Origin of the sequence: Sediminibacter sp. Hel_I_10, from assembly GCF_000688335.1 — a bacterium.
Classification (GTDB): Bacteria; Bacteroidota; Bacteroidia; order Flavobacteriales; family Flavobacteriaceae; genus Psychroserpens.
This window is the reverse complement of the sequence record NZ_JHZX01000001.1, coordinates 1,648,572-1,675,130: the sequence shown is the minus strand read 5'-3', so window position 1 is coordinate 1,675,130 and position 26,559 is coordinate 1,648,572. Positions and strand designations below refer to the sequence as shown.

25 protein-coding genes are annotated in these 26,559 nt (G+C 36.4%); 12 read left to right on the top strand and 13 right to left on the bottom strand.

The window, feature by feature from the left end; genetic code table 11:
- Window positions 1-118 precede the first annotated feature (118 nt).
- Both P176_RS0107485 and P176_RS0107480 read left to right on the top strand, forming a co-directional pair.
- On the top strand, window positions 119-601 hold the full coding sequence (locus P176_RS0107485) for a DUF6252 family protein (protein ID WP_026754117.1): 483 nt from the start codon (window positions 119-121) through the stop codon (window positions 599-601).
- A gap of 17 nt (window positions 602-618) precedes the next feature.
- Window positions 619-1,086: a hypothetical protein gene (locus tag P176_RS0107480; protein ID WP_156032976.1), complete on the top strand. Its 468-nt coding sequence runs from the start codon at window positions 619-621 to the stop codon at window positions 1,084-1,086.
- A gap of 87 nt (window positions 1,087-1,173) precedes the next feature.
- Here the strand turns inward: P176_RS0107480 and P176_RS0107475 are convergent, their stop codons facing one another.
- Window positions 1,174-1,380: a hypothetical protein gene (locus P176_RS0107475; protein WP_026754115.1), complete on the bottom strand. Its 207-nt coding sequence runs from the start codon at window positions 1,378-1,380 to the stop codon at window positions 1,174-1,176.
- A gap of 10 nt (window positions 1,381-1,390) precedes the next feature.
- On the bottom strand, window positions 1,391-1,978 hold the full coding sequence (locus P176_RS0107470) for a MarC family protein (protein ID WP_026754114.1): 588 nt from the start codon (window positions 1,976-1,978) through the stop codon (window positions 1,391-1,393).
- Window positions 1,979-2,090: 112 nt separating this feature from the next.
- Here P176_RS0107470 and P176_RS0107465 point away from each other — a divergent pair, with 112 nt between their 5' ends.
- From P176_RS0107465 to P176_RS0107455, 3 genes are all read left to right on the top strand, one after another.
- Complete coding sequence (locus P176_RS0107465) at window positions 2,091-2,657, top strand: DUF3109 family protein (RefSeq protein ID WP_026754113.1); 567 nt, start codon at window positions 2,091-2,093, stop codon at window positions 2,655-2,657.
- Window positions 2,658-3,143: 486 nt separating this feature from the next.
- Window positions 3,144-4,124, top strand: coding sequence for a ribonucleotide-diphosphate reductase subunit beta (locus P176_RS0107460; RefSeq protein WP_026754112.1), 981 nt, complete (start codon window positions 3,144-3,146; stop codon window positions 4,122-4,124).
- Between the two features lie 236 nt (window positions 4,125-4,360).
- Window positions 4,361-6,856 (top strand): ribonucleoside-diphosphate reductase subunit alpha, encoded by a 2,496-nt coding sequence (locus P176_RS0107455; protein WP_026754111.1) that lies wholly within the window; start codon window positions 4,361-4,363, stop codon window positions 6,854-6,856.
- An 88-nt stretch (window positions 6,857-6,944) separates the two neighbouring features.
- On the opposite strand, the gene P176_RS0107450 is transcribed toward P176_RS0107455, so the two are convergent.
- Window positions 6,945-7,607, bottom strand: a complete 663-nt coding sequence (locus P176_RS0107450) for an outer membrane beta-barrel protein (RefSeq protein WP_026754110.1) — start codon at window positions 7,605-7,607, stop codon at window positions 6,945-6,947.
- 60 nt (window positions 7,608-7,667) lie between these two features.
- Between P176_RS0107450 and P176_RS0107445 the strand changes: the two genes are divergently transcribed.
- Window positions 7,668-8,453, top strand: a complete 786-nt coding sequence (locus P176_RS0107445; RefSeq protein WP_026754109.1) for a hypothetical protein — start codon at window positions 7,668-7,670, stop codon at window positions 8,451-8,453.
- 146 nt (window positions 8,454-8,599) lie between these two features.
- Window positions 8,600-9,115 carry an RDD family protein gene (locus P176_RS19125; RefSeq protein ID WP_051605425.1) on the top strand — a complete coding sequence of 172 codons (516 nt, stop codon included), beginning with the start codon at window positions 8,600-8,602 and terminating at the stop codon, window positions 9,113-9,115.
- 49 nt (window positions 9,116-9,164) lie between these two features.
- Here the strand turns inward: P176_RS19125 and P176_RS19120 are convergent, their stop codons facing one another.
- Window positions 9,165-11,459, bottom strand: coding sequence for an inorganic phosphate transporter (locus P176_RS19120; protein WP_037348800.1), 2,295 nt, complete (start codon window positions 11,457-11,459; stop codon window positions 9,165-9,167).
- A gap of 297 nt (window positions 11,460-11,756) precedes the next feature.
- On the opposite strand from P176_RS19120, the gene P176_RS0107430 reads away from it, so the two are divergent.
- Window positions 11,757-12,119: a toxin-antitoxin system YwqK family antitoxin gene (locus P176_RS0107430; RefSeq protein WP_026754108.1), complete on the top strand. Its 363-nt coding sequence runs from the start codon at window positions 11,757-11,759 to the stop codon at window positions 12,117-12,119.
- Between the two features lie 77 nt (window positions 12,120-12,196).
- On the opposite strand, the gene P176_RS0107425 is transcribed toward P176_RS0107430, so the two are convergent.
- Together P176_RS0107425 and P176_RS0107420 are read right to left on the bottom strand one after the other, a co-directional pair.
- Window positions 12,197-13,399 carry a hypothetical protein gene (locus P176_RS0107425; RefSeq protein WP_026754107.1) on the bottom strand — a complete coding sequence of 401 codons (1,203 nt, stop codon included), beginning with the start codon at window positions 13,397-13,399 and terminating at the stop codon, window positions 12,197-12,199.
- Window positions 13,400-13,441: 42 nt separating this feature from the next.
- Window positions 13,442-16,279 carry a TonB-dependent receptor gene (locus P176_RS0107420; protein WP_026754106.1) on the bottom strand — a complete coding sequence of 946 codons (2,838 nt, stop codon included), beginning with the start codon at window positions 16,277-16,279 and terminating at the stop codon, window positions 13,442-13,444.
- Between the two features lie 180 nt (window positions 16,280-16,459).
- Here P176_RS0107420 and P176_RS0107415 point away from each other — a divergent pair, with 180 nt between their 5' ends.
- Together P176_RS0107415 and P176_RS20365 are read left to right on the top strand one after the other, a co-directional pair.
- A complete protein-coding gene (locus tag P176_RS0107415) occupies window positions 16,460-17,803 on the top strand; it encodes a deoxyguanosinetriphosphate triphosphohydrolase (protein ID WP_026754105.1) in 1,344 nt (447 codons plus the stop codon).
- Between the two features lie 103 nt (window positions 17,804-17,906).
- Window positions 17,907-18,080: a hypothetical protein gene (locus tag P176_RS20365; RefSeq protein ID WP_156032974.1), complete on the top strand. Its 174-nt coding sequence runs from the start codon at window positions 17,907-17,909 to the stop codon at window positions 18,078-18,080.
- Here P176_RS20365 and dxs read toward each other — a convergent pair.
- Entirely contained in the window at window positions 18,071-19,846 is a 1,776-nt protein-coding gene (dxs, locus tag P176_RS0107405; RefSeq protein ID WP_026754104.1) for a 1-deoxy-D-xylulose-5-phosphate synthase, read from the bottom strand. The genes P176_RS20365 and dxs overlap by 10 nt on opposite strands.
- A 41-nt stretch (window positions 19,847-19,887) precedes the next feature.
- On the opposite strand from dxs, the gene P176_RS0107400 reads away from it, so the two are divergent.
- Both P176_RS0107400 and P176_RS0107395 read left to right on the top strand, forming a co-directional pair.
- The gene (locus P176_RS0107400) at window positions 19,888-20,337 is read left to right on the top strand and encodes a nucleoside deaminase (RefSeq protein WP_026754103.1); all 450 of its coding nucleotides are present in this window, start codon (window positions 19,888-19,890) and stop codon (window positions 20,335-20,337) included.
- A 14-nt stretch (window positions 20,338-20,351) separates the two neighbouring features.
- Window positions 20,352-20,804, top strand: a complete 453-nt coding sequence (locus P176_RS0107395) for a protease complex subunit PrcB family protein (protein WP_026754102.1) — start codon at window positions 20,352-20,354, stop codon at window positions 20,802-20,804.
- A gap of 140 nt (window positions 20,805-20,944) precedes the next feature.
- Here the strand turns inward: P176_RS0107395 and P176_RS0107390 are convergent, their stop codons facing one another.
- The 6 genes from P176_RS0107390 to aspS all read right to left on the bottom strand — a co-directional run bounded on the left by P176_RS0107390 (window position 20,945) and on the right by aspS (window position 26,490).
- On the bottom strand, window positions 20,945-21,136 hold the full coding sequence (locus tag P176_RS0107390) for a cold-shock protein (RefSeq protein ID WP_026754101.1): 192 nt from the start codon (window positions 21,134-21,136) through the stop codon (window positions 20,945-20,947).
- Window positions 21,137-21,317: 181 nt separating this feature from the next.
- Complete coding sequence (locus tag P176_RS0107385) at window positions 21,318-21,557, bottom strand: hypothetical protein (RefSeq protein ID WP_026754100.1); 240 nt, start codon at window positions 21,555-21,557, stop codon at window positions 21,318-21,320.
- A gap of 10 nt (window positions 21,558-21,567) precedes the next feature.
- A complete protein-coding gene (locus tag P176_RS0107380; RefSeq protein WP_037348797.1) occupies window positions 21,568-23,355 on the bottom strand; it encodes a chloride channel protein in 1,788 nt (595 codons plus the stop codon).
- A complete protein-coding gene (locus P176_RS0107375; RefSeq protein ID WP_231481207.1) occupies window positions 23,348-24,187 on the bottom strand; it encodes a tetratricopeptide repeat protein in 840 nt (279 codons plus the stop codon). The genes P176_RS0107380 and P176_RS0107375 overlap by 8 nt, the downstream gene beginning before the upstream one ends.
- Entirely contained in the window at window positions 24,138-24,689 is a 552-nt protein-coding gene (locus P176_RS0107370; protein WP_026754097.1) for a hypothetical protein, read from the bottom strand. Before P176_RS0107370 ends, P176_RS0107375 begins: the two co-directional genes overlap by 50 nt.
- Window positions 24,690-24,735: 46 nt before the next feature.
- Window positions 24,736-26,490, bottom strand: coding sequence for an aspartate--tRNA ligase (gene aspS, locus P176_RS0107365; RefSeq protein WP_026754096.1), 1,755 nt, complete (start codon window positions 26,488-26,490; stop codon window positions 24,736-24,738).
- Window positions 26,491-26,559: the final 69 nt, after the last annotated feature.

Genomic DNA, 26,559 nt, shown 5'->3' with positions numbered 1-26,559 from the left:
AAGTTAGAAAAATAGTTGAAATGTGAAGAATGTAAAAATTCTTTCGTTTCTGATGTTTACTTTTTTCTATGGTTGTCATTAATTCTTAAATCACTAACAATTAAAACTTAATTTAAAAATGAAATTATTTAAAATTCTTTTCTGTTTTGCATTCGCTGTTTTGGCAGTTTCTTGCAGTAATGATGATGATTCCAATGATGATCAAAGTCCAATAACCGAACCTTTTTTTGTTAAAGTAAATGGGCAGGACTTTACTCCTTTAGAAATTAATGCAACTGTAGCTGGTTCATCAATACTTATAGAGGCTATCAATAGCCAAGACAAGGATGTGGTTATTGGATTTTCAGAAACCGTAGAGGCTAGAGATGTATTAAGCGCAGGGGTTTTTGGCTCTAATGGAACAGCTATTTTTATGCCTATATATGATTCAGACAATGGAGGCTTTTTTGCAACTAATGGCACCTTAACCATTGCCTCTCATAATAGAGAAACTAATGAGATATCGGGAAGATTTAATTTTTCGGGTCCAGACCCAGACAATTCGAGTAGCACCATCAATTTTACTGAAGGTGAATTTAAAGTGACTTACGTTAATCAATAATCTAAAATTTATTTAAAATGAAACTAGTAACATCAATTTTATTTATGCTATTTGCCCTATTGTCAACATCTTGCGGTGGAGATGACGACTCATCTAATAACAACGGGAGCAATAACGCCTTCTCTGTTAAAATGAATGGCGTAGATTATAATCCAGCCTTTATTGACGGATTTATTATAGGGGGGAATAATGCCATTACAATTAGCGGCAGCGAATCAAATGGAAACAACGTGGTTTTGAACTTTCCTATTTCAGTTGAGGCTGGCGATACATTCCCAGCGGGCATAGAGTTTATCGCAAGCTTTGATTCTAGCGATGGGGGAGGTTGCGTATCTCAAGAAGGAACCCTAAATATCACGTCGCATGATGTTTCTGCTAAAAGAGTAGCGGGAAGTTTTAATTTTAGTGGACAATCGCTAAATCAAGATGGACCAGACTGTATGTTTACAGAGGGATCATTTGAGGTTACCTACTCTAATTTATAAAGGCATAAGGAGCAATACCCCAATTGTTCTTTCTTTTTGTTTTAAGCCTAGGTGTCTTCTTTTTGAGAGTTAGTCCAAAAAGCACACTTAGGCTTTACTTTGTTTAGCTCGCGCCTCAATTTTTTTTGAAATTCTTAAAATCTGCAAAAGCAAAATAGCGCAAAGTGATGCGAAAATTGTGATTAGGGCGGCAACACTTTGACCAACCAATAGGTTGTCAAAATCTAATTTTGTGAGGTTAAAAGCAATAAGCCCTAAAGCCATGACTGTAGCTATAATATTAAAAATTTTCATACTTTATAATTTAGACAATTTCAAATAACGCTTTGATATTGTGGGCAAATAATTTCACAGCAATGGCCAATAAAACAACGCCAAACACTTTTCTAATAATATTGATGCCGTTTTGACCTATCATGCGTTCTATTCTCGCTGAGGTTTTTAAGACTATAAAGATAATGATAACATTTAGGATAACCGCAATGATGATGTTTTCAATACGATATTCGGCTCTTAAGGATAGTAATGTGGTTAAACTTCCTGGGCCTGCAATAAGTGGAAAAGCCAGAGGGAAAACAGAAGCGGTCATGGCGGCGTTTTCATCTTCCTTATATAAGGTAATGCCCAAGATCATTTCCAAAGCAATAAAAAACAGAATGAATGCACCGGCAACAGCAAATGAGTTCACGCCAATACCAATGAGCGACAATATGGTTTTTCCCAAAAATAAAAATAAGACCATAATGATACCTGCTATTATGGAAGCCTTTTCACTTTGAATGTGTCCCGCTTTCTTGCGCAGATCTATGATTATAGGGATGTTGCCTATAATATCTATTACGGCAAAGAGTACCATGAATGTGGTAACAATTTCCTTGATGTTTAACTGGATATCCATGTTTTTCAAATTTTCGGCAAAAGTACTGGATTGGCATAGATTCATAACGTTAAAAAGTGGTAAAGTTTAGCTATTTTTGAAGTCTAATAATTCATCAAAAAAAATCATGTTTCAACTAGGAAAAACGATTGTTTCAGAAGATATTATTGAAAAGGATTTTGTATGTAATTTATCGGCTTGCAAAGGGGCCTGTTGTATTGATGGAGATGCCGGTGCGCCTTTAGAAGCAGCTGAAACGCAGATCTTAAAAGACATTTACCCGAAAGTCAAACCATTTTTAAGAAAGGCGGGTATAGAAGCTATCGAAAGCCAAGGAACGCATACCACCAATGATTTTGGAGAGCACGAAACCCCTTTGATTAATGGGGCTGATTGTGCCTACGTTATTTTTGATAATAAGAAAACGGCGCTTTGCGGTATTGAAGAGGCTTATAATCAAGGAGAGATTTCATGGAAAAAGCCAGTATCTTGTCATTTGTATCCAATTCGTGTAAAGGATTATTCAGAATTTTCAGCCATAAATTATGACAAATGGGAAATCTGCGATGATGCTTGTACCTTAGGTAAAGAATTACAAGTGCCCATTTATAAATTTGTCAAGGAGGCGCTTATTAGAAAATTTGGTGAAAATTGGTACACTGAGCTAGAGAAGGTGGCAAAGGATTACAAATAGGTTTTTCTTGCTCACTGTTTTTTGTTAGACTAATGTTGACTCTTTTTAGTGACGCTCAATCTAATTTTAATTGCCTTCAAAAATAGCTATACATATTTCTGTTGATCAAAATCAAAAACTCATTTATTTGAATTTTCTTAAAATCACGGTTTAACTGTTAAAAATAACGGATAGAATGAACGTGTCGTGTAAGGTGTTTAGAACTTGATTTTTTAAATGTTAATATGTAGAAAACATCGCTTGCGAGCCGTTGTTTAATAGGATAAAACCTACATCATAATTTATTCGTAATAAACTGTTAATCAGCATTTAAAAAATAAAATTAACAATTCGTTTTATTTTTTTCTTAAGAGTCCGTTGTTAAAAACTTGTTGAAAAGGTTTGCCTGAATCGTTCGATTTATCGCTTCTATTTTTCAATCTTTGTTAGTCCCGAGTCGAACACTATTTTCAGACCGAATTTCACGAATAAAAAACAAAAAGAAGCATGTCTCAAGCCACAGAACCCATTTTACAAGAAAACAAAGATAGATTTGTCATTTTCCCAATTCAACACCATGATATTTGGGAGTGGTACAAGAAATCTGAGGCTAGTTTTTGGACTGCGGAAGAAATCGATCTTCATCAAGATCTTACCGATTGGAAAAATAAGCTCAACGATGACGAGCGTTATTTTATCAAGCACATTCTAGCATTTTTTGCTGCTAGTGATGGCATTGTTAATGAAAACCTTGCGGAAAACTTTGTGAATGAAGTGCAATATAGTGAGGCTAAATTTTTCTATGGTTTCCAAATTATGATGGAGAATATCCATAGTGAAACCTATTCGCTATTAATTGACACTTACGTTAAGGACGAGAAAGAAAAAGATATGCTTTTTAACGCTATTGAAAACTTTCCTGCGATTAAGAAAAAAGCAGATTGGGCATTAAAATGGATAGATTCACCAAGTTTCGCTGAGCGATTAATTGCTTTTGCTGCGGTTGAAGGTATTTTCTTTTCGGGAGCTTTCTGTTCTATTTTTTGGTTGAAAAAACGCGGACTTATGCCAGGATTGACCTTCTCTAATGAGTTGATCTCAAGAGATGAGGGTGTTCACGCAGATTTTGCGGTGCACTTGCACAACAATCACCTTATTAATAAAGTTCCTAAAGAACGTATTAGAGAAATTTTAATTGATGCGCTTAACATTGAGCGTGAATTTATTACAGAGTCCTTACCGGCGAGTTTGATTGGTATGAATGCCAAATTGATGTCTCAATATTTAGAGTTCGTAACCGATAGATTGTTGAGCGAGCTAGATTGTGAGAAAGAATATAACACCGCTAATCCATTTGATTTTATGGATATGATTTCCCTACAAGGGAAAACAAACTTCTTTGAAAAACGAGTGTCAGAATATCAAAAAGCTGGCGTTCTTAACAAAGAAGAAGAAAAAGATAAATTCAGTTTTGACGCTGATTTCTAAAGATTAAAATAGTCCAACTTACCAACACTGAAAAGTTTTTAGAAGTAGGGTCGTTAGTATAATTCAAATTGATTTTAAGTTACATTTTAAAAATTCCCACATCGGGAAGTGGCAAACTTATCCTTAAAATTAAGCAAAGTATTGGATTTCAAGAGTACCCATGACATCCAATTTAATTGATAACCAAGAGTTCTGAAATGGCGTATTTCAGAATGATTTAAACAACGTGTAAAATTATGTATGTATTAAAAAGAGACGGCAGAAAAGAGCCAATGATGTTCGATAAGATTACGGCTAGAGTTCGTAAACTTTGTTATGGACTTAATGAATTGGTAGATCCTGTAAAAGTTGCCATGAGAGTTATTGAAGGGCTTTATGATGGTGTCACTACTAGTGAGTTAGATAACTTAGCGGCAGAGATTGCTGCAACTTTAACAACAGCTCACCCAGATTACGCAAAACTTGCAGCACGTATCTCTGTTTCAAATTTACACAAGAATACTAAAAAGACCTTTAGCGAGGTCATGCATGATCTTTACACATACGTTAATCCAAGAACGGGTAAGGAAGCACCATTATTATCTGATGAGGTTTACAAAGTCATCATGGATAATAAGGAAAAATTAGATTCTACCATTATTTATAATCGTGATTTTAGTTATGATTATTTTGGGTTTAAAACTCTAGAGCGTTCCTATTTACTAAAGATTAATGGTGAAATTGCAGAACGTCCGCAGCACATGCTTATGAGAGTGTCTATTGGGATCCATCTTAATGACTTAGAAGGAGCCATAGAGACTTATGAACTCATGTCTAAAAAATATTTTACACACGCCACGCCAACACTTTTTAATTCAGGAACACCAAAACCACAAATGTCTTCATGTTTCCTGTTGACCATGAAAGATGATAGTATTGATGGTATTTATGACACGTTAAAACAAACCGCTAAAATCTCACAATCTGCAGGTGGTATTGGCTTAGCTATACACAATGTTAGAGCCACTGGAAGCTATATTGCAGGTACAAATGGCACCTCTAACGGGATTGTACCAATGCTAAAAGTGTTTAATGATACGGCGCGTTATGTAGATCAAGGAGGGGGTAAGCGTAAAGGAAGTTTTGCGATTTACGTAGAAACTTGGCATGCTGATATTTTTGATTTCTTGGATCTTAAAAAGAACCACGGAAAGGAGGAAATGAGAGCAAGAGATTTGTTTTATGCCATGTGGATTTCTGATTTGTTCATGAAACGTGTTCAAGATAATGGTGAGTGGACCTTAATGTGCCCTAACGAATGCCCAGGATTGCCTGAAGCGCATAGTGAAGAGTTTGAAGCCTTATACTTAAAGTATGAAGCTGAAGGCAAGGGGAGAAAAACCATTAAAGCACGTGAGCTTTGGGAAAAAATTCTAGAATCCCAGATAGAAACAGGAACGCCTTACATGTTGTACAAGGATGCGGCAAACCGTAAGTCTAACCAAAAGAATTTAGGAACCATCCGCTCTTCAAATCTTTGTACTGAGATTATGGAGTACACGTCACCAGATGAGGTAGCGGTATGTAACTTAGCGTCTATTGCATTGCCAATGTTTGTGAAGAACGGAGCATTTGATCATAAAGAACTTTATAAAATTACCAAACGCGTCACAAAAAACCTTAACCGTGTAATTGATAGAAATTACTACCCGGTTAAAGAAGCCGAAAACTCTAATTTTCGTCACAGACCAGTTGGATTGGGTGTACAAGGATTGGCAGATGCCTTTATCAATCTAAGATTACCTTTTACAAGTGACGAGGCTAAAAAATTGAATCAAGAAATCTTTGAAACGCTTTATTTTGCTGCCGTTACTGCGAGTATGGAAGAAGCTAAGGCAGACGGTCCTTACCAAAGTTATGAAGGCTCACCAATTAGCCAAGGAGAATTTCAACATAATCTTTGGGGAATTAAGGATGAAGAGCTTAGTGGCCGATGGGATTGGGAAAAGCTTAGAGGTGAGATTAAAAAACATGGCGTACGTAACTCGTTGTTAGTAGCACCTATGCCTACTGCATCTACGTCGCAGATTCTAGGAAATAACGAATGTTTTGAGCCATACACCTCCAACATCTATACCCGTCGTGTATTATCTGGAGAGTTTATTGTAGTAAACAAGCATTTATTAGAAGACTTAGTAGAATTAGGACTTTGGAATGATGGTTTAAAACAAGACATTATGAGAGCTAACGGTTCTATTCAAGGTATTGAATCCATTCCACAGGATATTAAAGAGCTTTATAAAACAGTTTGGGAGCTTAGTATGAAGGATATTATTGATATGTCCCGTCATAGAGGTTATTTTATTGACCAGTCACAATCCCTAAACTTATTTATGGAAGGTGCTACCATGGCCAAATTGACGTCTATGCATTTCTACGCTTGGAAGAGCGGATTAAAAACAGGGATGTATTATCTAAGAACGAAGAGTGCCGTAGATGCTATTAAGTTTACCTTAGATTATAAAAAGAAGGAAATGCCTTTAGCAGAAGTTGTTAAAGTTGCAGAACTGGAAGATACCGTCGTTGCTACTAAACAACAAGAGCACGCAGCTAAGACGGCCGAAAAATTTGCAAGTAAAAAACCATCATCAGTAGATGTTGATGTAGAACCTATGAGCGCAGAAGAGATGAAAGCATTAATTGCTCAAGCTAAGGACGCCGAAGGTGATGATTGCTTAATGTGCGGGTCTTAACGCACTAAGTACTATTGAAATAACAAATCCCGTTGCAAGCTTTGCAACGGGATTTTTTTTATGTTTTTATAGGAAAAAGTAATAGGGTTTATAAAAAGAAGTAAGTCACTGCAAAGGCAAAGTAAGAATCTTGTCCCGTAATTTCATCCCTGGTACCAACAATAGGAGCTTGTCTATAGGGGTCTGTTATGCTGCGATAATACTTAAGATTGGCCATGATGATCTCATCATATTGAACACATAAACCTACGGCAGCGAAAACATTAAAAGAAACTTTTTCATTATAAGTATCGAATCTTAGGTTATCAGGTGACGCATAGAGTGGGTCTAGAACATAACTTGATTTGGCATCGTCAACCAATTTAAATTCATGACCAAAATGTAATGATGGACCAGCATTAACTCCAAATTTAAAGTAATTAGCTTCATGAAAAAACCAGTTGAATGTTAGTGGAAGACTAAATTCTTGAAGATTAAATTTTACATCTTCAGGATCTGCTAGCTCATTTTCCCTTCCAATCAGTTTGACCGAATGTTGATTGTAGTTCATTTCTAAGACAAAAGTAAAATTTTCATTAAACTCCGAAATACTCATGACCCCAAAGGTAAATCCTTTACCAGATTTAGAAGATAATAGATTGGTATCTGTGATATAGTTTGTAGCGCCTAATGTTAGACCGATCTTACCATTGTATTGTGCAATTGATAGCCATGTAGCGCATAAGAGAAAAAGGGTAAAATAATATTTCATAGGTTGGATAGAGTTTAAGCAAATATATATAATTACTATATTTGTCAGAAATATTATACAATGAAAAGAGTATTACTACTTTCCTTATGTGTGTTGGTTTTTAGTTGTGAAATTGAAAATATAAGCACTACCGAACCCTACATGGTGACTTATGCACCAGAAAGTGTGTTGACAAACACTGCTGTATTGAGCGGAAAAGTTTTAGGCGAGGGCGGAAGTAATATCACAGAGTATGGCATTGTTTGGAGCGAGAATTTTCCTCCCACAATTAATGATACCAAAATGATAGAAGGTGATCGTATTGGGTTTTTTAGCGAAAGCTATAGTGGTTTTAGCGCTAATACCACATATTATTGTGCGTCTTATGGCATTAATACTATTGGTGTGGGCTACGGTGATATTTATGAATTTACCACAACAAGTGAGCCTACCTGCGAGCCAGTAACAGACAACTTTATAGATCTAGGGGAGAGCACTTATTCTATAGATAATGTGACATATGAAAATCCTTCGGGATTTAATGATGGTAATGTAGAATTTACAACAAATTCTAATTGGTCAACCTTGTATATGTTTCTAAGGTTTAATGAGATAAACGGAGATTTGCCTCTAACGGGTGAGTATACTACAGTATCTCAATATGACAATCAGTCTATCAAATCAAATGGTGAAATTGTTGTATCTATACAGGATTTCGGTTTCGGAAGTTTGGGAGGAGGCTCTGCCCAGATTGATCAGAAGGTTTATGTTGAAAATGATGGCGCAAACAACATTACTTTTACCTTCTGTGGTATTACAGTTTCAGACGATTATGAGTTAGTTGGTAAGTTTACTTACAACCCTTAATCTATTCTCTAGGTCTTTATTTGTAAAGGGATACAAATCTTTGATATTTTATGAAATAAGAGACTATGCCATAATTTTTGTACGATTGTTAGCGATTTTGCATTTTATAATTAAATTTGAGAGACTAACCCCAAGTTAAACTTCAAATGAATACATCTTCCGTAACAGTTTCTTCCGAAGTTTTAGCCAGTAAAGGCAAACGTTTTCTCAATTATATTATAGACTATGTCGTGCAATTGTCATTAGTAGCACTTTTTGGTATTGCAGTCGCACTTATGGCAGAGCTTAGCGGCAATTATACACTATATGATATTGTTGTAGAGTCTGAGAATAGCGCCTTAGACTATTTGATAGGTTTTATCATCCTCCTTATTTACTACATCATTATAGAAACGTTTACAGCACGATCTATTGGTAAATACATTACCCAGACCATGATTGTTCTAGAAGATGGCTCTAAGCCTTCATTTACAGATATTCTGAAACGGTCATTTTCTAGAATTATCCCTTTTGAGCAATTTTCATTTCTAGGAGAAGATGCACGTGGCTGGCATGATTCTATATCAAATACCTACGTTGTAGACCTTAAGAAGTACAACGAGAAAAAAATTGCAGAAGACCAAATAGAGGAAATAGCCCAAATAGGTACGATAACGCCTTAGTTTCTAAAAAGGTGTATTTAAACTTTTATTTTGAAATCTTAAGACCAGACTATTCTTCCTCTAGGGAAGGATCAGCCGAACCAGGTAATCTGGCAGGCGCTACTTTCTCATCGTGTGCAGAGTGATACTCTTCTAAAAGATTCATCGTTGCATTTAAAAGATCTTTAGTCTCTAACAGCATGCTGAAGTATAAGGTCGTGTTTTTTGGACTCGATTCTTCGCTTCTGGTACGCTCTACTTGTTTCTGGATCTTTTCAGTAACCAAATTGATAATGGATTTCTTTTCGGCCAAGATTGTGCCAATTTCAGTAAAAGAATTGGAAGCAAAAGCAGACTTGATATCTCCAAATAGTGTTTCCATAACGGCATCAATTTCCTGTAGCTCCTTGATTTGTGTAAACTTCAGTTTTTTATGATTATTATGGATGTGCTTATAACTCACACTAGAGATGTAGTCTAGAGACTGCGCCATATCCTGTAAAAAGCTTAGGATGTTAATATAGAAATTACTGGCCGCTAAACTGGGTTCTTCTAAATTCTTGATGAAATAAAAGATGTTGTCCCTAAGGTCATCAATTTCATTAGATAACTTAGTGATGTTCTTCTTGTTTTTCTTAAGTGCTTTTAAATCTTGAGTAGCTAAACCGTTTATGGCACTAGAGTAAATTTTGTTCCCTCTTTTAACAACATTACTAATATTTTTAGCACTCTCTATAATCACACCTTGAGTAGAACTGCTTTCTGATCTTTCAAGACTATCGGCTTCTTTTTGTTCTCGAGATTGTTTTTTATGACTGAGATAATTTTTTATCAAAAGTACAATAGCTAAGATCAATAGGCCTGTAAGGGCATAAACTCTTCCGTAGTATAATACAATGGCCATAATGGCTGCGGCAACAAATGCACTTAATGCTGTAAAAAACCAGCCGCCTATTACATTAAGTACACCAGCAACTCGGTACACAGCACTTTCACTGCCCCAAGCACGATCGGCTAAAGAAGTTCCCATAGCTACCATGAAGGTCACATAGGTAGTTGATAACGGTAATTTCATGGAGGTTGCAAGCGAAATCAGAATACTTGCCACCATTAAGTTAACAGCAGCACGCACAAGGTCAAATGCTGGCATATCTTCAGATTTGGTTTTTAAGGCCTGCACTGGTTTTGCAAATTGTTTATCAATAAAACGCTTGGATCCTGGTGTTAGCAGACTGTTGAATTTCTCTGAAGCTGTCATACTTAATCTTACGATACTTCTAGACAAAAAATTAGGTTCAAAACGCTCTTTGACATTGTCTTGACGAGATAAGTCAACCGATGTTTTTACAACTGCTTTAGCCTTACTAGAAAACCACAGCGTTAACACCATGATCAACCCAGCAATGAGCAATAAAATGGGTTTTGTCCCAACGGGCTGATTTAGGGCAACCATGGCATAGTTTGAGGGTAAAACACCACTAGCAGACCAAGCTTCATAAGAGTTGAAGGCCGCGATTGGTACACCAATAAAATTAACCAGGTCATTACCTGCAAAAGCCACAGCCAAGGCAAAGGTGCCTATAATAATGATAATGGTATAAATGTTATTTTTAGTAAACTTTATAATGAGATAAGAGATGACCGTAAATAATAAGAAGCTTACACCAATTACTTGAAATGGGCTGCTAGACACTAAATCCTTGAGAGTGTCTGGCATAAAAGTGGCATTTTTCACACCCTTAACCAAAATGAAATATAAAATGGAGCTTACGGCAATACCGCTAAAAATAGCACCGTACCATGAAGGCTTATTCTGAAAGTTAAAACTCAATAAGAGTCGTGCAAAAAATTGAATAATGGCCCCAATACTAAACGCAATGACTACAGACAATAGAATGCCAAGAATAATCTCTAAGGCCTTAGAGTTGTTGATATATTCTCCTAAATGCAGCAAACTTTGTGAGTCGTCTGCAGAAATCTTTAAGATGGCAATACAAACAGAAGCCCCTAACAATTCAAAAACAATAGAGACAGTTGTTGATGTAGGGAGACCAAGCGTATTGAAAAAATCTAACAGTAATATATCTGTAATCATGACCGCCGTAAAGATGATCATGATCTCATCGAACATGAACTCTCCAGGATTAAAGATGCCCTTTCGTGCCACTTCCATCATACCGCTTGAGGATAGTGCTCCTAAGGCAACCCCTAAACTGGCAACAATCATTATGGTTTTAAATGAAATGGCTTTTGAACCAATGGCAGAGTTTAAGAAGTTAACAGCGTCGTTACTCACACCAACTACAAGATCTGCAACGGCTAAAAATGCCAGCGCAATCAGCATGTAGATATATATGTTATCCATAGAGATAAAAAGATTTATTGTGAACAAATTTCATGTTTTAAATTGAACTCAATGTTACCTAAATGTTATGTTCTAATTAGGATGTTTGTTTAAGATCATATCTCAAATAGCAGCGTATCCTTCAAAAACATAATGAAACGACATAATGAAAATTATTTTTAAACACAAAACTCTTAAAAACAGATGATTGAGTATTCAATGTTAACTTAATGTTATGTAAATGTTACTAAACTGTTTGATAATTGTAAAATAAACATTAACTTTGAATTGTATTAACAATCTAAAATTAAGAAAGCTATGAATATGACAAGGATTTTTACAGTAGTATTACTGTTTACAGCAAGTTTCGCTTTCGCACAAGACCAGTTAAAGCCAAAAGTAGAAAAGATGGGTGACCTAACTGCAGTAACTTATTACCATGATAATGGTGCTATTGCACAATACGGAACATTTAATCAGCAAGGAAAATTGCAAGGTGTTTGGACGAGTTTTGATGCCGAAGGAAACAAAACGATGGTAGGTAACTATGACAACAATAAGAAAGTTGGGAAGTGGTTATTATGGTCAGACAATACGCTAAGAGAAGTAGAGTATGTTGACTCTAGAGTAGCATCAGTAAGCGAATGGCAAGATAAAGTACAGCTAGCAATTAATAACTAATTTTTAGTTCATTGCTGAATACAAAGCAAAAAAAATCCCCAAACGAAAGTTTGGGGATTTTTTTATGATATAAAAGCTTACTCAATTGTCCAACCGGCTCCCCAAGTTGCATAATCAGTAGCAGTACCATTTCCTATTCCTGATATGAAATCAGCATCAGTAAATGTTTCTCCTGTATCATTCTTAACCATTAAAGTCACATCATCAAAAGTAACATCAGTAACGTCAAGATCACCGTTTAATACACCAGTTCCAGTTGGATTAGAGCTATCAGCACCTGCATCTCCGTCCAAATCAAAACCTTCTTCAAAACCTTGAATGTAAACATTGTTAAAGATCCCTTGAGTTCCAGCTCTTAAACGAATAGCTTCGTTACCAGTTCCAGAACCATTTCCATAAATAGAAATATTATTTACAGTAGGCTTAGAGAAAAAGATAGGGCTTGAGTTGTTACCTATATCTGTATTGTAACCATCAGCTTCAATACCTTTATCGTGTTCTGCACCATGCAAGACATATGCATTAGTGATTGTTCCAGAATACCCTTCAGTCCAGTCAATAGAATCATCTTGAGCATTAACTACAGACACGTAATCTACATTAACTGTACCTCCAAAAAACTCAACACCATCATCTTTACCTTCAAAAGCTTGAATGTACTCTACAGTAGTTCCATTTCCTAGACCGTAAAAAGAAAAACCATTATTTTCTGATTGTCCGTCAGCAGCACCTCCAGAGTAATCAACACGTACATATCTCATGATCCCAGAGTTATCTGCAGCATCAGTTCCACCGTAAGGTAAACTTGCAATTTCAGAAGTAGAAGTAGCACTTCCTGTTACTGAGTTGATAGGAGCTTTTCCTAAAAGAATAATTCCACCCCAATCACCAGCTGCTGGGTTAGCTGAATCAGATGTAAAAATTATTGGGCAATCTGCTGTTCCGTTTGCGATAATTTTCGCTCCTTGAGAAATAGCAATGTAAACGTTTGCTCCAGCAGCTAAAGCTTCAATAGTCATACAGGCAGGAATTTCTAAAGTTGTTCCAGCTGCCATAATTAAAGAGCCGTTAACTTTATACGTGTTGTTAGCATCTAAAACTAAATCTTGTGTGTAGGTTCCTGATAAAAAGATAGTTCCAGGATCTGTTGTTCCGTTTCCACCACCGTTATTGTTTGTAACGCTATTATCATTGATAATAATGTCGGCAGTATCGTCAGAAGTACAGGCGCTAAAAAGCAATGCGATTACTGCTAGTCCTAATATTAAATTGTTTTTCATTTTTTTGGTTTAATTAAATTATTATTTATGATTATTATTTAGTTAAAATTTATACTTGAGTTGTAAGGTTAAATCAATGCCGCGCTCATAATTTGTGACATCTTTGCCGTTTGGAGAAGTCACTAAAACATCGCCAATAGAAGTGCCTTGTCTTAGATATTGAACTGTTGGATTGATAAGATTTCTTGCTGAAAAATTGATTTCGAATTTATCTGAAATTTTATTTTGAATGATCAAATCAAGATTTGCTAATCCCTTTTCTATAACGTTACCTAATTGGCCAGATCCTAAAGCATCAATTCTATCTGAGAAGTAGGAAAACACGAGGTTGGCATTCGGTTTGTAATTACCAAAAGTTGGAGAATAGCTAATGTCTGCATTAATGATAAATGGAGAGGCACCTTGCAATTCTTCTTCGGAAGTATTAGGAAAACTCACATCAAATAAGCTCCCGTCTATAGATTCATACAAATCTTGTTTGGTGTGTATGTAAGTTGCATTTAAACCAACAGATAGTTTAGGGTCTTGATTATCTTCATTATTCTCCATGATAATATTTTTGCGTATTTCAGCTTCAAACCCTAAAACTTCAGCTTTGTCACCGGTTCTAAAAAACCGTTGTGTACCTGTAGCATCAAAAGCGACTACTTGGTTGATAGGGTCATTAATTTCTTTATAAAAAGCAGCAACAGATAATATTTCGTTTTTGCTCATAAACCACTCATACTTTAAGTCAAGATTGTAGATTTTAGAATATCCTAAAACGTCTGGATTACCTCCAATCCTTTGGGATACGCCTTCATATACAAAGGGAGCTACTTCCTTAAATTCTGGTAAGGACATGGTTTTACTTGCCGTAAATCTTAAATTTTGATCCTCATTTAAGGCATATTTAATGTTTAAACTAGGTAAATAAACCACATCTGAAAAAGAACGGCTTCCAATACCACTATTACCTTGGTTGATGACGTCGTAATTTATCTCTTGTGTAAAAGATTCTACACGTATTCCAGGGACAAAAAGCCATTTTTCACCAGCCTTTAATTCGGTATTAAAGTAGCCAGCATAAACATCAAGTTTTCCTTTATATGTATTTTCCTTTAAACCAGGTCTATTGGTGTTGCCTAAAGTTTGATTTCCATCGGCAGATGTTGGGATAGGTCTAAAAACTTTGATTTCATATAACCCTTGACCACTAGGGTTAATCTGAAGGTTATTTAGTGAAAAGAAATTATTAAAATTATTGACATCTTCAACTTGAGAAGCTGAGCTTAAGATGTCATAACCATAACGGCTATTGTCAAAATCGCGCTCTTTGTTACGACCATTGTATCCAAAGTTTAATTTGATTTTCTCCGTTGGAGTATAGGCGAGATTGATTCTTCCGTTTAATTCTTCATCCTTAATGTTTTGAAAATACCTTTGGTTGTCAAAATCAACGTTACTGTAGAAGGTTGGGTTCGTATTTGGATCATTATCAAATAAGGTATCATAGTTCTCTAAAGAGATACGTTTTCTGTCTGGTTCATGTGCATTAACAACGTTAGCGCCAATACCCCAATCAACCTCAAGATCATCAAATTTGTGATTACCAGTAAGCTGATTTACATAAATTAGATTTTGATTGAATTGAACGTTCATTTGATAGAAACCTTCATCTGTACTTACAATACCATCTCTATTTCGTCCTTGTCCATCGATACCAAAGTAGCCTACCTTATCTGATGAGCTGTTGATAAACAATGAATTGAATTTTAAAGAGTTTGAGCTATCTATTTTGTAGTTTACAGTAGCCATCCCGGTGGTTTGGGTTGTATATTCATATTCTTCAGAATCTCCGAAAGATTTTTTCTCAACATTGGTGTAATCTCTTGTAAGACCTCTTCTGTACTGGTATCCGTTAGAAAAAGACCCTGTACCATAAAAGCTCAAACGAGAATTTTCTCCCAAGTCAAATGATTTACCAAACGATCCTCCGTAATCAACACCAATTGGTGTACCTCCCTCAACTGGATCCACCCCATGTGAAAGCACTACTGCAAAAGGATTATTGTCATATCTATTATAGTATCCAAAATAGCTGGTGCCTTCGCTTTTAACAAAACTCTTGTCTACAGCATTGGTGTTTATTGATGACCCTACTCCAAAATCGAAGAAACCATTTCCTTTGTAATCTTTTGATGTGATGTCAACATTTCCTGCAGAGAAATCGCCATAGAAACGAGAAGAATAGGCCTTGCTTATAGATACATTCTCTATAATGTCTGTAGTAAATAAATCTAAATTAATGTTTTTCTTATTGATATCATTAGACGGTAAAGACAAGCCGTTAAGTGTTGTGTTTTGGTAACGATCTCCTAATCCACGTACATATACGTTGCTAGATCCCTCTTGTTTGGAAACCCCAGAGATCTTGGCAATTGCTCCTGCCGCGTTACTTACCCCTTTTTGAGCCAATTCTATAGCGCCAATACTTTGTTTGATTTCGGTCGCTTTCTTTTGGTCTAGCAATAAAGCTGCTTGACTCTCTTTTCTAGTGGTTGTGGTAATAATAATTTCATCCAAAGAAGAATTTGCACCCATAGGCACATTGACTTCGGTTACCTTTCCTGCAACTACATCAACTGTGATTTCTTGGGTCTCATAGCCTACAAAACTAAACACCAATGTATAGCTTCCTGGATCTAATTTTTCAAATGTATAGAGTCCGTCAAAATCAGAAGTAGTCCCCGTAGTGGTTCCTTTAATTAAAACATTAGCAAAAGCTAATGGCTCATCATTGTATTCTTTATCGGTTAACTTTCCTACGATAGAACCTTCGTTTTGAGCTAAAGTAACTGATGTTATTAGTAAAGCAAAAATTAAGTATAGTGTCTTCATTATTGGTTATAAATTTACGTTGCAAAGAAACCACGACTTTGTAAAGTATGGGTTAATTAGACATTAAACCTAAGTGATAAAACCGTTATGTCAACGTTAACTAAGTAGGGACGTTTTTATAGATTAGGAAACATTAATTTAACATTCAAATACTTATCTTGCTTCCCCAAAAAACAAAGCATGAACTGGGAACAATTACTGTCTTTAAAACGTTATGGTGATAAAAATAAGCGACTTAGAAAAGAACAAGACGAGACGCGATTAGGTTTTGAAGTAGATTACGATCGCATCATTTTTTCTTCGGAATTTAGAAGCTTACAAGATAAGACTCAGGTCATTCCGTTATCTAAAACAGATTTTGTACATACCAGATTGACCCATAGTTTAGAAGTAAGCGTTGTGGGACGTTCTTTAGGTAGAAAGGTGGGACAACGGGTTTTAGAGAAACATCCGCAACTGCGAGATGTACACGGTTACCAGATCAATGATTTTGGAGCAATAGTAGCTGCAGCCGCGCTAGCTCATGATATTGGGAATCCTCCTTTTGGACATTCTGGAGAAAAAGCAATTGGTCAGTTTTTTAAAACAGGAGAGGGGCGGTATTTTGAAGATCAATTGACCAAAAAGGAGTATCAGGATTTATGTGATTTTGAAGGCAATGCCAATGGATTTAAGATTTTAACAGAGAGTCGTCGCGGTCGTAACGGCGGTCTTCGATTGAGCTATGCTACGCTTGGTGCCTTTACAAAATACCCTAAAGAATCCCTTCCGAAGAAACCCTCATCTCATATTGCAGATAAAAAGTACGGCTTTTTTCAAAGTGAGAAAGATCAATTTGAAGATGTGGCTAATGAGTTAGGGCTTATCAAAAGAGGAGATGGTGAGCACTCCAGTTATTGTCGTCACCCCTTAGCTTATTTGGTAGAAGCTGCAGATGATATTTGCTACACCATAATCGATTTTGAAGACGGGATTAATCTAGGGTTAATCCAAGAAGAGTTTGCATTGGAGTATCTTATTAATTTAGTGAGATCATCCATACAAACAAAAACCTATAATGAACTGCAAAATACCCAAGATAGACTAAGCTACCTCAGGGCTTTAGCCATAAATACACTTATTAACGAAGCGGTAGAGACCTTCATGGCAAATGAGGATGCTATTTTAGCGGGAGAGTTCTCAAAGGCACTTATGGATTGTAGCCAATATGAAGCGCAAATCAAGGATATTATTAGTTTGAGTGTTTCTAATATTTATCAATCGGATGAAGTGGTGCGTAAGGAAATTGTAGGTTATAAAATTATTGAGGAACTTTTAAATAATTTCATTAAATCGTCATTTAATAAGTTTAATGGTGAAACCTCGAGCTATGATAATCTCATTTTAAAATTAGTGGAGAACCATATAGATGCCAAGCAAAAAAGTGTTTATGATTTGCTATTATCAATTTGCTTATATGTCTCTAAGATGTCAGATAGTAATGCGATGCTCACTTACAAGCAATTAAATGGAAGTCAATTTTAAATTCAGATCATCATTAACTATACAACATATGCATTTCATCGAATAAATTTGCATATGAGCGACATTTCAATATCTTTATAATCCCAAATCTAATATACCTACTATGAAAAATGTCACCACTCGTGCCGTAGTTTTCGCAATGGTACTTATTGCACTTATCGTTGTAGTGCAAGATATCAAGCGTAATGGCGCATTAGAAAATCAAAGTGCTCAAGTTGAAGTTTTGCCAGCAACATCAGAAGCAAATTTGGCTACAATTGATATTGATCAAGAATAGAGCGATATTTCTTGATTGATTATCTTTTTGAGGTTTTCAGAATCTAAACCCACTAATTTTTGTAGTTCATGAATAGATCCATGTTCTATGAAAACATCTGCGATACCCATCACCTTAATGGGTAGTTGATAGTGATGATGTGATGCAAATTCTAATAGAGCACTTCCGAAGCCTCCAGCAGCGACTCCATCTTCAACTGTTATAATAGACTTGTGATTTTTAAAAATAGTGTGTAATAATTTTTCGTCCAAAGGTTTTATAAAACGCATATCATAGTGCGAAATGTTATCGGGATGTTCACTCATTTCAATAGCCTCGGAAACCGCATAAGCAATTGGCCCCACCGATAAAATAGCCAATTGAGAACCTTTTTGAAGTTGAACGCCTTCACCAATTTTAATTTTAGAAAACGATTGTTTCCAATCAATTATAGAGCCTCGTCCTCTTGGGTATCTAATGGCAATGGATTGACCTAATCCTAATTGAGCCGTATACATAATATTTCTTAACTCCACCTCGTTTCTTGGTGCGGTAATAATGAGGTTTGGGATACAACGTAAATAAGCCAAATCAAAAACACCGTGGTGTGTTGCACCATCTTCGCCCACTAAACCGGCACGGTCCAAACAAAAAATAACAGGCAGATTTTGCAGAGCCACATCGTGAATGACTTGATCATAAGCACGTTGTAAAAATGTAGAATAAATGTTACAGAAAGGGATTAAACCTTGCGTTGCCATACCTGCTGCTAGCGTAACGGCATGTTGCTCTGCAATCCCTACATCAAAAGCACGATCGGGAATTTGTTCCATCATATATTTTAAGGAACTTCCAGTGGGCATTGCCGGTGTTATCCCTACGATGTCTTTGTTTTGTTGGGCTAATTCAACAAGCGTATGCCCAAAAACATCTTGAAATTTTGGTGGCTGAATCTTGTCTTCCTTCGAAAAAAGATCGCCGGTTACAGAATCAAATTTACCAGGGGCATGGTATTTTACCTGATCTTCTTCGGCTTGCTTTAAGCCTTTGCCTTTTTTTGTGATAACGTGCAAAAACTTAGGGCCTTTTACAGACTTTAAACGTTGCAGTTCTGAAATTAGTAAAGGTAAATCATGTCCATCTATAGGGCCTGAGTAATCAAAATTCAAGGCTTCGAAGATGTTGTCTTGTTTTTCATTTCCTTTTTTGACGTTGGTAAGATATTGCTTAAGCGCTCCAACACTCGGGTCGATTCCAATGGCATTATCATTTAAGATAACAAGAAGATCAACAGTTGTAACACCTGCATGGTTGAGCCCTTCAAAAGCCATTCCGCTCGCAATAGAGGCATCGCCAATAATGGCCACATGGTGTCTATTATTGCCTTTTAATTGAGAAGCGATGGCCATTCCTAAAGCCGCAGAGATAGATGTAGAGGAATGTCCTACGCCAAACGTATCATAAATACTTTCGTTGCGATTAGGGAAACCGCTAATACCACCAAACTGTCTGTTGGTATTGAATATGCTTTTTCTTCCTGTTAGTATTTTATGGCCATATGCTTGATGACCAACATCCCATACTAGTAAATCGTCTGGTGTATGATATACATAATGTAAAGCAATTGTAAGCTCAACAACTCCAAGACTCGCTCCTAAATGACCTTCTTTTGTTGCAACAATATTGATAATAAAATCCCTGAGCTCTTTGGCGAGTTTTGGGAGTTGACTAAGACTTAATGTTCTTAAATCCTCCAGACGATTTATTTGATCTAATATTTTTAGCATTGCATAGCAAATGTACCACTTGAAAACTTATTTTTACAGCTATGGAGACACCTTTTAACGATACTTATTTTATGAAAAGGGCCTTGCAAGAGGCCGAAATAGCTTTTGATAAAGGAGAAATACCGGTTGGAGCAGTTATCGTAGTCAAAGACCGGATTATCGCAAGAGCGCACAATTTGACCGAATTGTTAAACGATGTTACAGCTCATGCCGAGATGCAAGCGATTACTGCTGCTGCTAATTTTTTAGGCGGAAAATATTTAACCAACTGTACGCTTTATGTCACCTTGGAACCCTGTCAAATGTGTGCTGGAGCTTTATATTGGAGTCAAATCTCAAATATTGTCTATGGTGCAAGAGATGAAGAACGCGGTTGCTTAAACTTAAATACCGTTTTACATCCCAAAACTATGGTTACTGGAGGTGTTTTAGCTGATGAAGCGTCTCAATTGTTAAAGCGATTTTTTATACAAAGGAGGAATTTAAATTAAAAAATATATTCAGAATGAAAAAAATGGTTGTAGTCTTAATTTCTATGGTTTTACTGCAATGTAAATCAAATGTAAATCAATCAAACATTAATAATTTAGATGAGATGCTTATCGCTAAGGGAAATCTTTACGGTGCGGGAGCCGAAGGAATAAAAAAACAAAATGAAATCATTACCAATACTGAAGAATGGAGCAGCTTAATGTCTAAGATGGATACAGTAAATAAAGTGTCTGAGGAATTTTCTGAAACTGACATTGATTTTTCCGAATATTCCATTATCGCTGTATTCGACGAGGTGAGGAATTCTGGAGGGCATGGCTTAGATCTGGAGATCATAAGAAATTCTGAAGATATAGTAATAGAGGTTATTTATGACGGTCCTGAAGGAAATGCAACTATGGTTATGACACAGCCTTTTTATATTGCTAAAATCAAAAAACAAGACTTGCCAATTACCTTTAAATAGTTTTTAATTAAAATAAAAAGTTCAAGATCATGCAGTTGCAATTCGTGATTTTTGAATCTGCATTACTAATTAATTAAATATTTTGTAAAAAAAACGCCCAACCTATAGTTGAGCGCTGAAACTGTAATATTGTATATTACTTAGAGAACTTCCACATTAGCGGCAACCATCCCTTTTCTTCCTTCTTCTTCTGAGTACTCTACATGATCACCTTCGCGTAATTCTACACCGTTAAGGTTAGATACATGTACAAAAATGTCTTTTCCTGTTTCTTCGTTGGTAATGAATCCAAATCCTTTTGAATCATTAAAAAATTTAACTGTTCCAGTCATGGTAAAAAATATATTAATTAATACGTAAAAATAAAATTTTATACCATATGCTATGTTAAGGAATTGTGATTTTTTAAAGAATTGAAGTTTAGGTAATTGAAGCGCTTAATTTTTGAGAATCTTATATTTTACCCCTAGTAGAATTTGATAGAATTCATCAAGCCGCCTTAGGCTTATCATCTTATTGATCTTTTTCTTTTTTTTGACTCTTCCGCATCTTATCGAGATTTTCTTGATTGAGCATGTAATCCTTCAGGCTTTTATCTTTCCATCGGTAGTAGATAAATAGAGGAAATGCCACCATAAAAAGGCCTACGGTACCAAAGCCAATAAGTTTTTCGGAATACTCCACCTCTAGCAGAGCGCCAAGAGCAATTGAGCCTAAGGATGCCAAAAAACAAAAAATAATGAGGTATTTCATAAGTTGAGATTTAATGGGTCAATGCAATTAGTTTTCTTCGGTAGGCGGTCAATAGCTTAGATTTGGAAATGAAGCCAATATAGATCCCGTCTTTCACCACGGGAAGATTCCAGGCATTGCTATCTTGAAATTTTTTCATAATCACCGTCATCTTATCTTTTTCAAGATCTATAACGGCAGGGGGACTGTGCATGACGTCACTTGCCTTAACTTCCTTATAAAGGGTTTGGTCAAACATAATGGATCGGATATCATCTAAAAGAATAATGCCTTCTAATTTTCCTGTTTTTTCAGAAATTACGGGAAATATATTTCGGCTAGATTTGGTGACGGCATCATGCACAATTTCTCCTAAATTCATTGTAGAGCTCACTTTCTTAAAGTTGGTTTCAATCACAGAGTCAATATTCATTAAGGTAAGCACGGCATGATCTTTATTGTGCGTGATGAGATCTCCTTTACGGCCCAATTCCATAGTATAAACAGAATGTGGTACAAAATGTTTGGTCACACTAAAGGCTAGGGCAGAGGTAATCATTAAGGGGATAAACAAATCATATCCACCTGTAAGTTCTGCTATAAGAAAGATGGCAGTTAGCGGTGCCTGTAGTACTCCTGCGAGCAGACCTGCCATTCCTACTAGGGTGAAATTACTTTCAGAAACTTGATTGGTCACCAAACCACTAAGATTAATAATTTTTGCAATACAGTTGCCCATAATGCTTCCCATAAAAAGTACTGGGGCAAAAATACCTCCAACACCACCAGCACCAAAAGTAAGTGCGCTGGCTATAATTTTAAAAAACACCAACCCAACAAGTAAGGCAACAACAATCCAAACGTTGGAAAGATCCATATCTAGAAAATTGTTTTGCAAGGCCTTTTCAGGATTTCCTGCGACGAGATTATTTATCACTTCAAAACCTTCACCGTATAGCGGGGGAATCAAATAAACCAAAATACCAATAGAAATGCCGCCGATAGCGACACGTTTAAAAGGCGAGTCGATCTTATCAAAAATCTTCTGGATTCTATCATAAATTTCAGTAAAATAAATAGAAACCATAGCAGCCACTACACCCAAAATAGCATAAAAAGGGGCATCTGAAGCCTTAAACTCATCGACTACTTCGAAGGGCAAAAGAACGTCGCTCCCAAAAAAGAAGTAGGATGTTAGTATTGCCGATAGGGATGCAAGCAATAAGGGAAGCATTGAAGCAATAGTGAGATCTAGACTAAACACTTCAATTGCAAAAATAATAGCAGCAATAGGCGCTTTAAAAATAGAAGACATAGCGCCTGCCGCAGCACAGCTCACCAATAAGTTACGTGTAGATTGATTCATGTGAAACAATCTCGATATATTAGAACCTAATGCGGCACCTGTTGCTACAGTTGGCCCCTCCAAACCAACCGAACCTCCAAAACCAACTGTAATTGGAGCGGTTAATATAGAACCGAACATTTGATAACGGGGCATAAGACCTTTGCGTTTGGCAATAGCGAAAAGCGTAGAAGGAATACCGTGACTCACTTTTTGCCTGATCACGTATTTCATGATCAAATAGACCAGAGTGAAACCAATAATAGGAAATACAAAATAAAAGGCCTGCTGGTAATATTGCACCAGTCTATTTTCTAAAAGGTGCTGAATAAAGTGTGTTGCATTTTTTAAAACTACAGCCCCAACTCCAGAAGTAAATCCTACCACTATACTCAACAAGTACACAAACTGCTTTTGTGAGACATGCTTAGCCCTCCATATTAAAAAGCGTTTGAATATTGGTTTTTTAGGCATTTTCAGTTTCTATATTTAGTTGTAATGCTTCTAAATCTTCCAAATAAATTTGACGTAAGGTTTCCACATAGGGTCTGTTGTTGAAGTAGCCGTTTTCAAAATCTTCAATAGCAGAATCTATCAATGTTTTAGCTAAGATTAAATCACCCTGTTTTTGGGCAATGAGCGCTTTGTAATATTTAGCGTCTGCACTTAGATTTCTTGAGTATTGAAGTTGTTTATCAAAGTTAATAAGCGCTTCGTCATACTGTTGCTTTTCAAAATAAGCAATGCCTCGGTATAAAAATGTAGTTAATTCTACCCAATCTTCACCAGACTCCTCCGTTTCTTGTTTAACATACTTGTCAAAATAAGTAATGGACGTATCATAGTCCTTAAGCCCAAGATAAGCGATGCCTCGCCAATAATCAACGCTGTGCCCTTGGGGTTGATCTATGAAATTAGGCGTTAGCTTGTCTGATGCATCAAAATCTGCAATAGCTTTTTTATAATCTCTATAAAACCAAAGGTAAAGATAACCTCGCCATGGAATTCTTTCAACCGAGTCTAATAACACTGCTTTGTTATATTGTGGTTTCCATTTATGGGGTAGGCCTCTTTTTAAGTAGGCCACAGAAAGTTCATAGACCGCTTGTTGGTAGGTAGAATCAATTTCTGTTGCTCGTTTAATCCCGTTCAAGCTCATCATTGATCCTTGAGGATAATGAATGGCTCTTTTATAAACGGCTTCGGCGTGCTCCCTTTTAGAATCACAAGATAAAGCACTGCATAAAAAAAGGATACTAAGGAATAATTTCAACAATCTCGCCATGTTCAATTCGGTATGAAACATACATATATGCATCTTTAGGGTCTTCACGTAAAATGGTGGGTTTCCAATCTTTTAATTCTGAAGTCAATTTAAAAAGCTGATCTACTAAATCTTTATTGAAGGTTTTTGGTTCCAGATCCAAATTATTCTCATGAATTACAAATCGACCTGTATCTCCTTCACAATTGATAATGAACCTTATATTTAAATAACCGGAATCTGAATAATTTCGGTTTTCATAATTGGAATTGATGTAGGTTCTAAAACCATTTTTTCCATTGGGATATGGAGATGCGGGTGTATTGTAATATTGTGCTATATAAGTGTCATCACAAACTTTAAAACCATCATTAAGAAGTGCCGTATCTGGATTGATATAATGCGCGGCATATTCAAACGGTTGCTTTTCTGGCATTAGGCTACTGTCAAACATATAATATCCATACCCGATGACGCCAGCAACGATAAACATGATTACCCCAAAAGTAATCCCTAATAGCTTTAAAAATTTACCAAATCCCATAGAATAAATCTAATAAAAAATCCTGCTAGAAGCAGGATTCATTTTTTTATTTTTTCAAGTTTAATTTTAAACTCAGTTCTGCCAGTTGTTCATCATCAATTGGTGCTGGTGCATCAATCATAACATCACGGCCGTTGTTGTTTTTAGGGAAAGCAATAAAGTCACGTATGGTTTCTTGTCCGCCCAATATGGCAACCAATCTGTCCAATCCAAACGCCAACCCACCGTGTGGTGGAGCGCCGTATTGAAAGGCATCCATTAAGAATCCAAATTGTGCTTGGGCTTCTTCTTTAGTAAAACCTAAGTAATCAAACATGAGAGCTTGAGTTTCTCTATCATGAATACGAATAGAGCCACCTCCAATTTCATTTCCGTTGAGTACTAAGTCATATGCATTGGCTTTAACAGCTCCGGGATCGGTTTTTAAAAGTTCTAACTGTCCTGGTTTTGGAGACGTAAATGGATGGTGCATGGCGTGGTAGCGCTCTGTGTCTTCATCCCATTCTAATAATGGAAAATCCATGACCCACAGTGGTGCAAAAGTTTTAGGGTCTCTAAGGCCCAATTGCGTTGCCAATTCCATTCTTAAGGCACTTAACTGTGCTCTTACTTTATTTTTATCTCCGGAAAGTACGCAGATTAAATCACCGGCTTTAGCACCAGTAACTTCTGCCCATTTCGCTAAATCTTCTTGGTCATAGAATTTATCTACTGAAGATTTATAGCTACCATCGTCATTACATCTTGAGTAGACCATGCCTAAAGCACCAACTTGTGGACGCTTCACCCAATCAATCAATTTGTCAATTTCTTTTCTGGTGTAACTATTTCCGCCAGGAACGGCGATGCCTACAACTAATTCAGCAGTATTAAACACTTTAAAATCCTTGTGTTGTGCTACAGCGTTAAGTTCTCCAAACTCCATCCCAAAACGGGTGTCTGGTTTATCATTTCCGTAGAGACGCATGGCATCATCATACAGTAATCGCGGAAATTTTTCAACGGCAACACCATTGACTTCTTTAAGCAAATGACGGGTCAATCCTTCAAAAGCATTGAGGATATCCTCTTGCTCTATAAAGGCCATCTCACAATCTATTTGAGTAAACTCTGGCTGTCTATCGGCACGAAGATCTTCGTCACGGAAACATTTTACAATTTGGAAATATTTATCCATACCACCAACCATAAGCAATTGCTTAAAGGTTTGTGGGGATTGCGGGAGGGCGTAGAACTGACCTTCATTCATTCTTGAAGGCACTACAAAATCACGCGCACCTTCTGGTGTAGATTTGATAAGGTAAGGTGTTTCTACTTCTATAAAGCCTTCTTTAGAAAGGTAGTTTCTTACCTCTTGGGTCACTTTATGTCTAAAAATCAAGCTGTTTTTTACAGGATTACGACGAATATCCAAGTAGCGGTATTTCATTCGTAACTCTTCTCCGCCGTCAGTTTGGTCTTCAATAGTAAATGGTGGTAATTTGGCCTCATTTAATACCGTAAGTTCCTTTACTAAAATCTCCACATCGCCAGTAGGCATGTTCGGGTTTTTTGAAGCACGCTCAATCACCTCTCCTTTAACTTGAATTACAAATTCACGACCAAGATCTTCTGCACGAGCCATCATTTCTTTTGGTGTGCGCTCTTCATCAAAAACGAGTTGCGTGACGCCGTAGCGATCGCGAAGATCTACCCAAACGATAAATCCTTTGTTACGTGATTTTTGAACCCAGCCTGCAAGTGTGACTTCTGTTTGAATATGTGATGCTCTTAACTCACCACAATTATGACTTCTGTACATATCAATTTATTAGAATTGCAAAAGTAAAAAATCCGAAGTCAAAACTCCGGATTTTCTACGTTTTAAAAT

Coding starts and splice junctions, on each gene's coding strand:
- P176_RS0107370 (WP_026754097.1), bottom strand. CDS start 24,689: ATGGGATTTGGTAAATTTTTAAAGCTATTAGGGATTACTTTTGGGGTA.
- P176_RS0107415 (WP_026754105.1), top strand. CDS start 16,460: ATGAACTGGGAACAATTACTGTCTTTAAAACGTTATGGTGATAAAAAT.
- P176_RS0107430 (WP_026754108.1), top strand. CDS start 11,757: ATGAATATGACAAGGATTTTTACAGTAGTATTACTGTTTACAGCAAGT.
- P176_RS0107455 (WP_026754111.1), top strand. CDS start 4,361: ATGTATGTATTAAAAAGAGACGGCAGAAAAGAGCCAATGATGTTCGAT.
- P176_RS0107445 (WP_026754109.1), top strand. CDS start 7,668: ATGAAAAGAGTATTACTACTTTCCTTATGTGTGTTGGTTTTTAGTTGT.
- P176_RS19120 (WP_037348800.1), bottom strand. CDS start 11,459: ATGGATAACATATATATCTACATGCTGATTGCGCTGGCATTTTTAGCC.
- dxs (WP_026754104.1), bottom strand. CDS start 19,846: ATGCTAAAAATATTAGATCAAATAAATCGTCTGGAGGATTTAAGAACA.
- P176_RS19125 (WP_051605425.1), top strand. CDS start 8,600: ATGAATACATCTTCCGTAACAGTTTCTTCCGAAGTTTTAGCCAGTAAA.
- P176_RS20365 (WP_156032974.1), top strand. CDS start 17,907: ATGAAAAATGTCACCACTCGTGCCGTAGTTTTCGCAATGGTACTTATT.
- P176_RS0107475 (WP_026754115.1), bottom strand. CDS start 1,380: ATGAAAATTTTTAATATTATAGCTACAGTCATGGCTTTAGGGCTTATT.
- P176_RS0107465 (WP_026754113.1), top strand. CDS start 2,091: ATGTTTCAACTAGGAAAAACGATTGTTTCAGAAGATATTATTGAAAAG.
- aspS (WP_026754096.1), bottom strand. CDS start 26,490: ATGTACAGAAGTCATAATTGTGGTGAGTTAAGAGCATCACATATTCAA.
- P176_RS0107425 (WP_026754107.1), bottom strand. CDS start 13,399: ATGAAAAACAATTTAATATTAGGACTAGCAGTAATCGCATTGCTTTTT.
- P176_RS0107400 (WP_026754103.1), top strand. CDS start 19,888: ATGGAGACACCTTTTAACGATACTTATTTTATGAAAAGGGCCTTGCAA.
- P176_RS0107450 (WP_026754110.1), bottom strand. CDS start 7,607: ATGAAATATTATTTTACCCTTTTTCTCTTATGCGCTACATGGCTATCA.
- P176_RS0107485 (WP_026754117.1), top strand. CDS start 119: ATGAAATTATTTAAAATTCTTTTCTGTTTTGCATTCGCTGTTTTGGCA.
- P176_RS0107375 (WP_231481207.1), bottom strand. CDS start 24,187: ATGTTTCATACCGAATTGAACATGGCGAGATTGTTGAAATTATTCCTT.
- P176_RS0107395 (WP_026754102.1), top strand. CDS start 20,352: ATGAAAAAAATGGTTGTAGTCTTAATTTCTATGGTTTTACTGCAATGT.
- P176_RS0107380 (WP_037348797.1), bottom strand. CDS start 23,355: ATGCCTAAAAAACCAATATTCAAACGCTTTTTAATATGGAGGGCTAAG.
- P176_RS0107390 (WP_026754101.1), bottom strand. CDS start 21,136: ATGACTGGAACAGTTAAATTTTTTAATGATTCAAAAGGATTTGGATTC.
- P176_RS0107460 (WP_026754112.1), top strand. CDS start 3,144: ATGTCTCAAGCCACAGAACCCATTTTACAAGAAAACAAAGATAGATTT.
- P176_RS0107480 (WP_156032976.1), top strand. CDS start 619: ATGAAACTAGTAACATCAATTTTATTTATGCTATTTGCCCTATTGTCA.
- P176_RS0107385 (WP_026754100.1), bottom strand. CDS start 21,557: ATGAAATACCTCATTATTTTTTGTTTTTTGGCATCCTTAGGCTCAATT.
- P176_RS0107420 (WP_026754106.1), bottom strand. CDS start 16,279: ATGAAGACACTATACTTAATTTTTGCTTTACTAATAACATCAGTTACT.